The following is a 12,830-nucleotide window of genomic DNA, read 5'->3' as shown; positions in this document are numbered from 1 at the left end:
CGGCGAGTCACGATCGCGATCCTCGCTGATTTCCGTGCACCTCAAGCGGCCCCAGTCAAGGGTCACCAATGCCTTCGGTTCAGAGTTCTCGTCCTGCGGGAACACTCACTACCGCTAACTGGACACGTGGGTGACTACAAGAATATCCTCGTCTCCCGGGAATCGCTCGGTCGGATTCGGTCGATCCCGACGATGGTCTCCAGCAGCTGTCCCTGCAGGATCGGGGCGGTCACCTCCAGCAGCGGTTCGTTCGGGAAGACGGCCGTTCCTTCCGGAAGCACCCGCACCTCCCCTGTAAACTCTAACGTCTCCAGATGCGAGAGGAACGCTTCGTCGAACCCCTCGTCGCTCAGGTAGTCGATCGCCCGATCGGTGAACGACAGCGTCTCGATATAGTGGATCGCCTGTTCCAGCCCCGCCGCGATCATATAGCCCCTGTCCGGCGGCAGATCCCTGAAGAAGAGGTCGAACGTCGCCTCCGGATCGTGCTCCTGGTTATGGTACGCCTGCATCATTTTCAGCTCGTAGAGGTCGGTGAAGAGCGCCAGATTCTCCGGCGTGATGTACCCGTACTCGGTGTCGTTCGTGCTCGACGAGCGGTCCTTTCCCCCCAACTCGGTTAAATCCCCGCACGCCGACGACCGCCCGTCTCCGACAGGCTCACCACGAAGAGCGCAAGACGCAGGCATCCATCCAAGGGTGGGGAACCCAGGGCAGAAACGACGCCCGATGGTGACTGACTGGACACGGCATCGAAGGGCGGAAGTACCCCTATCTCTTCCACCAGGGCATCCCCGACTGATATATGAAGACGGGGAGCACCCATCTCGGTATAGATCTGACTGAACGTATCGCCATCCTCGGTTGGACGTTCTCGCCGATTCACAGCAGCCATCTCGTCTTCCTGCACAGGGCTTCCAGACCGCAAGCCAAGACGGTGACGGTCACGTCATCATCGGCATCACCCCAACCGGTCTGGCTAAGCAGACCCGGAGTGATCCTGCCCACGTCGAATTGATCGAGCCCTTCGAGAAGCGTCGCTCGAACCTCGAAACCGAACTCGATCGTATGAAGGGTGCCTACACGGCCTCCTACGAGGTGATCCGGCTGAAAGACCTCGACGGGCCTGCCGCGACACGCGAGGACGTGGGCGCGCTCGTAGCCTCTCCGGAGACGAAAGCCCAGCATCGTGTATACGAACTCAACCGGCGACGCCGGGACGCTGGGCTCCCGCCACTCGAGGTTCACATCCCACCGTTCGTAGTCGTCGAAGATAACGAGCGGATTAGTAGCACCCGCATCCGGAACGGGGAGATCGATATCCACGGACGCGTTCTGGACCCTTCTGATCGGACGGAGTGATGTACACGACAGGTGAGCGATATTACCTGCGACCGGCCTTCCTCCGGCAACCAAGGGATGGTTCCTGGGGGACGGCCCCATCATCCGCTGTCAGCGGACATCGTGACAGACCACTAGACTGCTCCCGCTGTCACGGATCATCTGGTCGACTCGAATACGCAGCCGGATTGCGCCGAGACGATTTAGCGGCTCCCCGGCCCGATTGGTGAACTACGCAACAAGTCCGAGGACATCGCAATTCCGACCGTCTGGGAATATCCTACCCGGTTTATCACCGTTCGTGGTGGTGTCAGACGCATGGCGCAGACGTCACAGCGTTTGGAACCACTGGATCAATCGCCCCTCTCCGGTCGGACCTGTGTCGTTACAGGGTCGTCCCGTGGCATCGGTCGTGAAATCGCGCTCGAATTCGCCCGGTGTGGCGGTGACGTCGTAGTGAACTACCATACCTCCGAAGGCCGGGCCCGGGAGGTCGCGGACGTGATAGAAGCGAACGATCGCACGGCGATCTGCGTGGGCGCTGATGTCGCCAATCCGCAACAGGTCGAACGGATGGCCGACGAGATTCACGAGACGCTCGGATCGGTCGACGTCCTCGTCAATAACGCGGGGATCACGCTCGATAATAAGTTCGAGAACATGACCCACGAGGACTGGAACCGGGTCATGCAGGTCAATCTCAACGGGACGTTCAACTGCACGAAGACGTTCTATGATGACGTCAAATCGGCCGATCACGGTCGACTGATCAACATCTCAAGCGTCGTGGGCCAGCAGGGCAATTACGGACAGGCCAACTACGCGACTTCGAAGGGCGGGCTCATCGCGTTTACTCGGACTATCGCACTGGAACTCGCCAGGCACGGCTCGACAGCGAACTGTGTCGCACCGGGGTTCACCGAGACCGATATGCTCGAGAAGGTCCCCGACAGGGTCCGGGAGAAGATCAAGGAAAACATCCCGCTGAATCGATTCGCCGATCCGCGTGACATCGTCGGCGTCGTGCGGTTTCTCGCCAGCGATCACTCAGACTATATGACGGGACAGGTGCTCGGGATCAACGGGGGGATGGAATGGTGAACGAACCCCGTCGACGCGGCACCTGACCGACCACTGATCGGGTCGCGCGTAGGAGAGTTATCCGACCGTGATGAATACTGGATCCGATGCTCGTCCTGGGTGACGCCCACGCAGACGAAAAAGCGAAACGAGAGGCGCTCTTGGCGGCCTTCGGCGAAACGGATGCGGATCGCGCCCTCCAGGTAGGCGACCTCCAGTACTACGAGCTGCCGGTCCCGACGTGGTTCGTTGCTGGCAACGACGAAGATCTAAACGTCATCGAGGCACTGAGAGAGGGGAGGGAACCAGAAGGCGTGAGGAATGTACACGTCCTCGCGAGTGACGCCGTCGACCTCAAGGGACTGCGAGTCGCGGGGCTGTCGGGAAACTATGCGCCCACTCAGTTCGACAAGCCGCGCTCAGAACTCGAAGACGAACGTCGTCGGCATTTCGTTCGGGAGGACGTAGAGCGAACTCTAGAACTAACCGACGTCGACGTGTTCCTCGCCCACGAGGCGCCACACGGTCTGCTGCGAGTGACATCCTCCCGCGCTTAAAGGCGCGGGCCTCCTACCCGGTGCTGGCCGGGCAGGTCAATCCTGAAGGGTGGGAGTTGAATGTTTGCTGGACAGTCAGCCAGTATCTCTGCCACGAAGCCGTTACTCGTCCCCTATAAGGGCTTTGAGGTACCTTATTGTTTAATAAAATAGGGAATATCATCTTATTTGTTTGGTTTCGTCTCTCGCCGCGGCAAACACCGAGTCAACTGCCAGTTCTCCAAGCTCGCATTACGGGAGTAGGTGGTTACCCCACGAAGTCAGAATTATGTTTGGATTGTGGGGTAACTCAGAGCAGAAAGCTGCTGCCGAACGGAACATCTAAAAATCAACGGACAGGGATTCGAAACCTCAGGCTAGATCCTCAAGCCGGCTGTCGCGAAGCACCGATTTTAGCACGATCTCGGTGTCCTGGACGAGTCGGTGTTCGAGGTAACTCCCCTGACCACGACCACCACCGGTGCGCGTCGATTCGACGACTCCGAGGAACGCCTGTTCCTTCAGCAACTCGTACACCCGGTGTTCGCTGAGGACGGTCGCGTCGATCTTCTCTGCCATCTCCTTGTACCGATCAAAGATCCGGCTCGTCGAGAAACCCTCCGTTTTCGGGTTCTCCTCGGAGAGCAGCGCGAGTGAGTACAGGATGAACTTCACCTGAGTCGTCGAACCGCGGAGCAACTCCTCGAACCGGTCGATCTGCGCCCACTCCTGCGCGTCGCGGACGTGCTCTTTGGTGACCGTCTCGACGTTCTCTCGTTCAGCGAGCTCACCGGCATGGCGGAGAATCTCGATCGCTTTTCTGGCGTCCCCGTGCTCCTGTGCAGCGATGGCCGCGGTCAGCGGAATCACGTCGTCGGAGAGAACATCGTCGTAGAAGGCGTCCCGCCGGTGCTTCATGATCTGCCGCAGCTGATTCGCGTCGTAAGGCTGGAAGACGAACTCCTCCTCGCGAAGGCTCGACTTGACCCGCTCGTTCAGCCGATCGCGGTACTCGATCTTGTTGCTCACCGCGATGACGCCGAGGTGACAGTCAGCCTTTCCGGACTCACGCGCTCGGGAAAGCTGCATCAGGATGTCGTCGTCGTCCAGCCGGTCGACCTCGTCGAGGATTATGATGACCGACTCGTACGCCGTGTCGAGAATCTCCCAGAGATAGTCATAGTACTCCCCGCTCCCGATCCCGGCACGCGGGATGTCGAAGTCGGTCGCGTCGGTTTCGTTGAGCGATCGTGTGACGGTCCTCGCCACCCGGGTTTGCGTATTGTGTTGGGCGCAGTCGACGTATACCGTTCCCACAGCCACGTCGTTCGAGATCGCCGCCCGTCGAGCTCGCTCGGTGACGTGACGGGCGACGAGGGACTTCCCGGTCCCCGTCTTCCCGTAGATCATCACGTTATTCGGAGGGTCGCCCTGGACGATCGGCCGGGGCCGCTGCGACGGCTTTGATCTCGTCGTCGCGACCGACGATCCGGGTACTCTCGGGAACGTGTCCCACCTTCAGCAGTTCCTTTCGAGCGAAGATGTTGGCCCGGTCGGGGTCCTCCTCGTCGAAGTCGAATAGCGGATCCTCGGAGGGGTCCTCGAATCGTTCGTTGAAATCAGTGAGTTGTGACGGTTCCTCGGCCATCGATATGAGACACCGCGCAAGCAGGCTACTTAACAATTCGGCTACCACGACCAGAGTGTAAATCTGCCTTTGACCGTCTTCTTATGTTTTGTCTGACGCGTATCATCCGTCAGAAGTATCGGGCCTATCCCGAGTGTAAGCGTCGATCACGGAGAGCTATTCGAACGAATGGACACCCCTCATCAAGAGTGTATCGCACACTGTCGTTCTGGACAGCCCGGACGATCGAGACCACACCCCTGATCCAGAGTGTAACTCCCGTCGGAAGAAGTGTCAATTCCCACTAAGTAAGAACATGAAAGAAGCGTCAGACGCGTGGCGGACACCCCTCGTCCAGAGTGAAAACCAGTCGCGATAGATTGCCTTCCCGAGCGAATCGAGCGAATCGTCGGAGTCGGTCCTCCCACCACCCCCCAGTCAAGAGTGAACTGCAATCGTATTCAATTGTTTTCTATCTTATATATTTGCCAATAGGTGCATGCGCGAAGTTGTCATCTGGAACTCCTCGAGATGATCCTCAAATGCACCGTCTACAACCTCCGACGGAGCGTGAGATATCCAAGAGATCAAGCGCCGTGTACCGGTGCATACTGGCATCTCCGAGGTGGCAGCGCCGTCGAAGTCCCCGACCCGAGTCCGGCGCACAACGACTAACCGAAGCCAGCTGACCAGATACGAATGTGCCACCCGCATCTATACCATATGCATTGAGCCAACCGGTCTCAACTTGGGCGGCCGGGCGCGAGGATGTGATTCCATCATATCGTACATATCCCCGATCGGAGAGTCACCAGTACTGAGCGGAGAATGGAACGACGAGAGGTTGGTGGGGTTACCCCCCGTAGCCCTCACCCTCGATTGGACCGCTAAACACGCCGTAGAGGAACTTGAAGTACCACAGTACCAGCAGCAGGACCGGAAACCCGAGGACGGTCACGAGGTTCAGCGCTAGTGGCGACACGACCGCTTCTCTAACCAACAGCCCGGTCGGCGGATAAATCGTCGGGTACAGCAGAATTGCGACCAAGATCGTCAACAGTGTGGGCAGCGCCAGCGCGCTCGCGAGCCAGGCTCGGTACCGGCCGCGTCTGGCCAGTACGCTCCCGCCCAGCCCGACGGCGACCGAGAGAGCGACCACTGCAGCGACGGGCAGCGAGAGCACCGCGTCGGCAGCGCCGCCCGCATCGGTCAGGACGACGGTTCCCAGCAGCACGACCACACCGCCAAGGTACGCCAGTGTCCCACCGATGCCGTACGCTCGCAGTTCCGATGCCAGACCGGGCTCGGTCTTGGCTGCGAGGAACGCCGCCCCCGTGACTATCGAGACGGCGACCAGGCCGACGCCAGTCAACGCCACTGGTAGCGTCGCCCCGCCGAACAGCCAGCGACCCGCAAGCATCCCCAACAGGAGCGGCGCGAACACGCTCCCGCCGATGAACGCGTAGTCGGTGTAGCGCTTCCAGCGCTCGTCGTCGCGCTGCTCGCGGAGTTCCGGACCGAGGCCGCGGAACACCAACGCGAGGACGAACCCGAGCGCGAGCAGATAGTTGTCCGCCAGCAGGCGCGAGTACACGCGCGGGAACGCCGCTAGCAGCATCGTCCCGAAGGCGACGACCCACACCTCGTTCGCGTCCCAGACCGGTCCGAACGCCGCCAGGAACGTCTCCCGCTCGCGTTCGTCCGCCCGGGTCGCGTAAAGCATCCCGATACCGAAGTCGAACCCGTCGAGAACGACGTACATCCCCAACGCGAACAGCACGGCGCCGAACCAGATCTCCGGCAGCGATTCGACGAGGTACGCGTCGACGGGCAACAGCGGGTCAGTCATCGCTACTCACCCACGGAATCGGGCCGTGCCAGCGGCCGCCACTCGACTCTCGGACGCCGAGTGACCGGAGTTCCTCCCGGACCAGCCACTTCAGGATGTACAGCGCAGTCAGCATCAGCCCGACGTAGAGCACGACGAACCCGACCAGGGTCAGTGTCGCCTCGGCCCCGGTGAGCGTCGATGACACCGCCTCGCTCGTCTTGAGCTCGCCCTGGATGACCCACGGCTGCCGGCCGATCTCGGTGACGTACCAGCCGGTGAGCAACGCAGCGTAGCCGAACGGCGATGCAGCGATCATCGCCTTCAGATAGCGTGTGCTGTCGGACAGCCGCCCGCGGTACATGAGGTAACCGCCCCACAGTGCCAACCCGATGAACAGGAATCCGAGCCCGACCATGAAGCGGAACGACCAGAACACGAGTGCTACCGGGGGGTTCTCCTCGTACTCGTTCAGTCCGATGACCTCGGCGTCGAAGTCCCCGCCACTGGCGAGGAACGACCCGACTGCGGGAAGGCTCACGGTGACGAGGTTCTCGGCTCGCGGGTCGGTGAGTGCCTCAGGTGACTTCGGAAACGCGAGCAGGTGTAGGTCGGCCTGCCCCGTCTCGTAGTGAGCCTCCATCGCGGCAAACTTCTGTGGCTGGGTGTCCTCAACGTGGCGGCCATAGGCATCGCCGTGGACCGCTTGGAACGGTGCGGAGATGATCAGGAGTACGACAGCCAGCTTGAGTGCGGTGTTCCAGGCTTCAGTGTCGGGCTTTTTCCAGACGATGTACGCCGAGACGCCCGCGACCAGCAGTGCGATCGAGATCACCGACGCGTTCATCATATGGACGTACATCCAGGGCATTCGCGGGGTGAGGAACGCGGCGAACGGATCGGTTAGTTTGGCGACTTCCATCCCGTTGCGGGTGACCATCTCGTAGCCCCGTGGGGTCTGCATCCAAGCGTTGACGATCAGGATCCAGAACCCCGACAGCCAGGCGCCAAAGCCGACGAGCATCGACGAGATGAGGTATGTTCGGTCCTCAACACGGTCGCGGCCGTACAGCAACACGCCGAGGAAGACGGCCTCTAAGAAGAACGCCATCTTCGCTTCGAAGGCCAGCGGGCCGCCGATCAGTTCACCGGCTACCTCGGCGAACTGTGGGAAGTTCGTGCCGAACTGGAAGCTCATCGGAATCCCGGTGACTGTACCCATCACGAAGCCGACAGCAAAAACCTTCACCCAGAACGAGCGCAATCGCGCATACCGCTGCTCGTTCGTCCGCACGTCTTTCCAGGTGAAGTAGATGATAAACGGTGCGAGCCCGATCGAAAGGGACGCGAAGATGATGTGAACGGAGATCGTCCATCCGAACTGCATGCGACTCGCGACTTCCGGAGAGAGGAACGCCACCCATACTGGGTCGACGGCACCCAGTAGTGTGATTGGACCCATTCACCTTGCGCTACGGCACAATAGCTTTTGAGTAGCCACACGGTTCCCACTTTGGAGCATTCACCACAACAGTTTTGATTATTAGAACCATATTTTTTGTACGCCTCAATCGCCGTATCAGTATACGATAACTGATAGATAGAGTTGACCGATCCCAGCGATGATCATCACAACGCCGGCGAGCCGCTTGAGCCATCCGACATGAGCCATTACGCGATTTGCGTTACTGATGATACCGACTCCGGTTGCGACGGTTGTTGCAGCCATTAGTACAGCAACAACACCGGCATAGACTCCTAATACGAGCATCGCTGCTTCGGTCGAGAGGGTGATAGCCCGGGCTACAACTGCGAGGAAGACTGGGGCGACGCATCCGGCACCAGCTAATGCGTATCCCGCGCCAAAAAGACCGAAGCCCAGAACGCTTGATCGGCGCTTTGGAAGTGATAACGACAGTGACGGAGCGCGGTCGAATGCGACAAGTAATCCGAAGATGATGAGCAATCCGCCGACCAGTGTCTCAAAAATGGTAATATCTGACAGTGCCTCGTGGCCGACCCACGCCGTGGCCCCGCCCAGCAACGCAAACGTCGCAAGTACGCCCAACGCGGCTGCCACTCCTCGAATCCCCGCGCCTGTGATAGAGGCGCTTCCGGTGTCAGTAGAGTTCACGTAGAAGCCAACGTAGCCCGGCAGCAGTGGGTAGGCACACGGTGAAAAAACGTTGCTACACCCGCTGTGAGCGCGAACGAGGCGTTTGTCAGAAGCGTCTCGCTGATCATGCGTTGAGAGCGATTTCGATTCCTGCGACAAGCTCGTCGGCGGTGTGAATGCCGGACTCAGACCACTGGATTCGGCCAGTCGGATCGAGTGCCACAGCAGTCGGATAGGCTCCCACATTTAGCTTCGCTGCAAGTTCAGCAGTTACATCGGCAGCGACCAACCAGTCGCCGTCGTTCTCGAAATTCGCCCGTCTAGTTGGAAATATGATAATAATGCCTGTTCAGAGAGCGATTTGAAGCAGTTTCCACTCGTCGATTCAGCCGAAGCCACGCATTACAGGCCAGCTACCCCCGGTGTAGTCTCAACTTCCCCCCGGCAGCAGAAGTTGAGACTGAGGCTCTCGATGCATAGGTGGCAGCATTTGTCTGCCCACCCACACTAGTTCTCCCTATTCCACCATCTCGAACTCAAACCGTGCTCCACCATCTGTTCCCTCGCCCACGGACAACTCCCAGCTGTGAGCTTCCACAATTCGTTTTACAATAGTCAACCCGAAGCCAGTGCCACCACGGGCCGACGAATGGCCCGGTTCGAGCACTTCCTCCCGCTCGTCCGCCGGGATTCCCGGTCCATCGTCCTCGACGTAAATTCCTTGTTCGCCGTAACGTCCGATACGAACGGTCACGCCAGACCCACCGTGTTCGACAGCGTTCCGGAACAGGTTCTCGAACACGTCCTGTAACCGGTCGGGGTCACCTTGGAAAGTCATCCCGTCGACGATTTCGATGGTCGCGTTTTTGGTGTCTACTGTCGCCCAGCACTTCCCGACGAGAGCGGTCAAACCGATTGACTCCATCTCGTCAATTGTATCGCCTTGACGAGCGAGCGTCAACGTGTCCTCGACGATAGCTTCCATCCGGTTGAGGGCTTGCAGGAGTGGCTCGAGATGTTCGCTTTCTGCTTGCTCGACAAGGAGCGTCGCACGCCCCTGTGCGACGTTGAGTGGATTACGCAAGTCGTGCGAAATAACACTTGCAAACTCGTCGAGTCGCTCGTTTTGCTGACGTAACTGTCGTTCCCGTTCGACGCGGTCGGTCACATTCCGAGTGATCCCAATGAGGCGAGTTATCTCATCATCGGTGACAACCGGCGCAAGCTTCGTCTGCCAGAAGCGTGCTTCCTCCCCGACCCGTAGCTCCTCTTGGTACGAAATTGGCTCACCAGCGTCGACACAGCGGTGGTAGTTTGCTTCGAGGTCCGCCCCCTGCTTGTCACCGAAGACGTTTGGTGGCGTCCGACCTTGCACTTCCTCAGTCGTAATACCAGTTTGTCGCTCATAGGATGGACTGAGCCGTTCAAATTCGAATCTGACATCACGATCATCCGATTGTTTAACATCGATAAGAAAGATCGCGTCCTCCACATTGTTCAGAAGGGCTTCGTACTCTTCGGCGAGTTCCCGAACTTCGATCTCGTACTCTTTTCGCTCAGTGATATCTCGACTGCTGAGGAGAATCCCTTTGATGAGGCCGTCGTCAAGTCGATTCCTCATTGTAGCCTCGATCCAGCGCCACGATCCGTCAGCATGCTGGAACCGGACTTCGACAGTCTGGTGTTCAGACGGGTTCGATAGAACGGTCTCGACCGCCTCGGCGTTTCGCTCTTGATCGTCGGGATGGACGAATTCGTATCCCTCGTGGCCATTCAACTCGTCAGGTTCGTAGCCAAGAATGCGTGTGACGGCTGGGCTGACGTAGGTTATCGTCCCGTCGGTATCGACGACTGTTGCGAGATCGTTCACTTCTTCAACGAGCGTCCGATACCAGTCAGCCCCCTGTTTATCATCCTCTCCGGGGGTCGTACCGTCTTCCATTAATCCTAATATGACCAGTACATATAAAAAGAGTCCTAAACATCAACAAAAGGCATCGGATCATCCCTCCGCAAGCGCCTGCTGGACCGTCACCTCGACGGGCGTCTGCTCGATGGGAACGACCGACTGCAGATCCCGGTCGGGGTCGACCGTCACGGGATTTCGCATACTCTCGGCCAGCGGCCGGGCGATAGCGTACTGGACGTCCGTTGTCAGTCGGAGCCAATGCGACGAAAGGCCCGGGGACATCACCGGCACCGGCACGATCAGGATCCGCTTTCCCTTCTCCTTGGCGGTCAACTTCAGCAGGGACTCGTAGGACCACACTGTCGGCGCGCCGATGTCGTAGATGCCGCCCCGGGTCTCCTCGACGTCGAGGACGCCGACCAGATAGGCGACAGCGTCGTCGATACCGATCGGCTGGCACGGCGTGCGCACCCACTTCGGAACCGCCATCACGGGCAACCGGTCGGTGAGGTCGTCAATGATGCGGAAGCTTGCGCTGCCGGCACCGATGATGATCGCCGCCCGGAGGACGGTCAGATCGAAGCTTCCGGCCTCGAGCACCGACTCGACCTCCCGGCGAGATGCGAGGTGTGGCGAGAGGTCCCGCTCGTCGCCGCTGATGCCGCTCAGGTAGACCACCCTGTCGACGCCGGCTGCCGACGCCAGCTCCCGGAACCGACGGGCGTAGGTCCGGTCTAGTTCCGCGAAATTCTCGGCCGTCAGCGAGTGGATCAGGTAGTAGGCCACGTCGATCTCCTCACAGAGCCCCTCCAGCGAGGCCGGATCGCCGAGGTCGCCTTCGAAGATCTCGACATCGTCGGGGAATCTCGACTGGCTCGCGCTCCGGGAGAAGGCGACGACCTCATGGCCGGCTGAGCGCAGCGACTCGACGAGCCGGCCGCCGACGAACCCGGTCGCTCCAACAACGAGGACACGCATTCGTGAATGTACGGGCCGCTACGGCAAGGGTGTTCGGTTGGCTTACCGTGCCAGCTCACCTGTGAGTGAATCAACTAGCGAAACGACAAGAGTCGCATGAGAACTGAACGAGAGCGGCCTCGGCCCCTGGGCGATGACAGTAATGGGTCCGTTGCGCTCCCCCTATACCATTACTACGTCGGTGGTGAAAAACAGCGAGGGCAGTTCGTCGGACTGGGACCGGCGACGATACTTGGTCTCGCCGTCTCTCTCAAGCTAGTGCTGCGTCAAGTCTGAACTGCTAGAACCAACTGAGAGATGCTGTGTCCCATGAATATAGCGATTCACGGCTGAAGCCGCACTAGACCTAATGAAATAGATATTACAAGACTCCAGGGACTGAGAGTGAGGAGCCCCCGGCGACCCGCAGTGCTTCGGGTCGAGGTTGGGGTGTTTTGTCCGTCGTCCTCCTATAACGCGTAATGAGTGAACTCCCAGAAACCCTGGCGGGCGTGTCCGACGTCGACTGTACCGGACTCCAGGCCCTGGTCACGGGATCGACGAGCGGAATCGGTCGCGCCGCCGCGCTGGCGCTCGGCCGACTCGGCGCGGACGTCGTCGTCCACGGCCGGGACCCACAGGCCGGCGCGGCGGTGGTCGAGGAACTCTCCCGGACTGGTGCCGACGCGACGTTCGTCCAAGCGGACTTCGCGGATCTCGATGCGATCCAAGATCTCGCGGTCGCTGTGCGCGAAGAGACCGAGGGGCTCGACCTCCTCGTCAACAATGCCGGCGGGCTGTTCCGGAACGGAGGGCTGACCGACGCTGGCGTCGAGTACACCTTCCACGTCAACCACCTGTCGCCATACCTACTGACGACCGAGTTGCTCGGCCACCTCCGCGAGGGCGCCCGGATCGTCACGACCGCCTCCGGCGCTCACAAGGGGGCCTCGCTGGATCTGGACCGGGTGCGGGGTGCCGACCGATACACCGGATTCAAGGCATACAGCCACTCGAAACTCGCGAACGTCCTGTTCGCCACGGAACTCGCCAGACGACTCGACACAACCGGTCGCGAGGTCACCTCCAATAGCATCCACCCGGGCGCGATTCCAGGGAGTGGATTCAGTCGGTTCCTCCCTGGCCCGCTCCCAGGCCTGTTCCAGCGACTTGAAGCGGTCCCCGGGGTGACGTCTGTCGTCGACGGGGCCGCAGAAATCCTGTTCGTCGCCGTCTCGCCACGCGCTGCGGAGGTATCCGGGCGGTACTTCACGAACCAGAAGCCGCGCACCCCCTCCGAGGCCGCCCGGGATAGCGAGGCTTCCCAGCGGCTCTGGTCGGAGAGTGCAACGCTACTCGGCATCGACGAGCCACTGGCGGAACGCGACCGACAGCCCGCCGCGGCCGGCGATGGGACGACCCCGGGTGACGTCTGA

At 60.1% G+C, this 12,830-nt stretch carries 7 protein-coding genes and 6 pseudogenes; 5 read left to right on the top strand and 8 right to left on the bottom strand.

Annotated elements, in window-relative coordinates; translation table 11 throughout:
• Nucleotides 1–188: 188 nt before the first annotated feature.
• Nucleotides 189–614: pseudogene (locus WDJ58_RS25340) on the bottom strand (nicotinate phosphoribosyltransferase); the annotation flags it as partial.
• Between the two features lie 250 nt (nt 615–864).
• Here WDJ58_RS25340 and WDJ58_RS25335 point away from each other — a divergent pair.
• The 3 genes and pseudogenes from WDJ58_RS25335 to WDJ58_RS25325 all read left to right on the top strand — a co-directional run.
• Nucleotides 865–1,362 (top strand): pantetheine-phosphate adenylyltransferase, encoded by a 498-nt coding sequence (locus WDJ58_RS25335; protein WP_338917919.1) that lies wholly within the window; start codon nt 865–867, stop codon nt 1,360–1,362.
• Between the two features lie 297 nt (nt 1,363–1,659).
• Entirely contained in the window at nt 1,660–2,442 is a 783-nt protein-coding gene (locus WDJ58_RS25330) for a 3-oxoacyl-ACP reductase family protein (protein WP_338918369.1), read from the top strand.
• A gap of 86 nt (nt 2,443–2,528) precedes the next feature.
• Nucleotides 2,529–2,954: pseudogene (locus WDJ58_RS25325) on the top strand (metallophosphoesterase family protein); the annotation flags it as partial.
• 375 nt (nt 2,955–3,329) lie between these two features.
• On the opposite strand, the pseudogene WDJ58_RS25320 reads toward WDJ58_RS25325, so the two are convergent.
• Nucleotides 3,330–4,605: pseudogene (locus WDJ58_RS25320) on the bottom strand (Cdc6/Cdc18 family protein).
• 474 nt (nt 4,606–5,079) lie between these two features.
• Here WDJ58_RS25320 and WDJ58_RS25315 point away from each other — a divergent pair.
• A pseudogene (locus tag WDJ58_RS25315) lies at nt 5,080–5,166 on the top strand (IS5/IS1182 family transposase); the annotation flags it as partial.
• Between the two features lie 271 nt (nt 5,167–5,437).
• Here WDJ58_RS25315 and WDJ58_RS25310 read toward each other — a convergent pair.
• The 6 genes and pseudogenes from WDJ58_RS25310 to WDJ58_RS25285 form a co-directional block, all read right to left on the bottom strand.
• Entirely contained in the window at nt 5,438–6,433 is a 996-nt protein-coding gene (locus WDJ58_RS25310) for a cytochrome d ubiquinol oxidase subunit II (RefSeq protein WP_338917918.1), read from the bottom strand.
• A complete protein-coding gene (locus tag WDJ58_RS25305; protein WP_338917917.1) occupies nt 6,426–7,874 on the bottom strand; it encodes a cytochrome ubiquinol oxidase subunit I in 1,449 nt (482 codons plus the stop codon). Before WDJ58_RS25305 ends, WDJ58_RS25310 begins: the two co-directional genes overlap by 8 nt.
• Before the next feature lie 117 nt (nt 7,875–7,991).
• Nucleotides 7,992–8,656 (bottom strand): annotated as a pseudogene (locus tag WDJ58_RS25300) (cytochrome c biogenesis CcdA family protein).
• Nucleotides 8,653–8,835, bottom strand: a pseudogene (locus tag WDJ58_RS25295) (TlpA family protein disulfide reductase); the annotation flags it as partial. The pseudogenes WDJ58_RS25300 and WDJ58_RS25295, both read right to left, overlap by 4 nt.
• Nucleotides 8,836–9,045: 210 nt before the next feature.
• Nucleotides 9,046–10,470, bottom strand: coding sequence for a PAS domain S-box protein (locus WDJ58_RS25290; protein ID WP_338917916.1), 1,425 nt, complete (start codon nt 10,468–10,470; stop codon nt 9,046–9,048).
• 60 nt (nt 10,471–10,530) lie between these two features.
• Complete coding sequence (locus WDJ58_RS25285) at nt 10,531–11,415, bottom strand: NAD(P)H-binding protein (protein WP_338918368.1); 885 nt, start codon at nt 11,413–11,415, stop codon at nt 10,531–10,533.
• Between the two features lie 461 nt (nt 11,416–11,876).
• Between WDJ58_RS25285 and WDJ58_RS25280 the strand changes: the two genes are divergently transcribed.
• Nucleotides 11,877–12,830, top strand: coding sequence for an SDR family NAD(P)-dependent oxidoreductase (locus tag WDJ58_RS25280; RefSeq protein ID WP_338918367.1), 954 nt, complete (start codon nt 11,877–11,879; stop codon nt 12,828–12,830).

Source organism: Salinirubellus litoreus, assembly GCF_037335815.1.
GTDB classification, from domain to species: Archaea; Halobacteriota; Halobacteria; order Halobacteriales; family Haloarculaceae; genus Salinirubellus; species Salinirubellus litoreus.
This window is presented reverse-complemented; position numbering and strand designations above follow the sequence as displayed.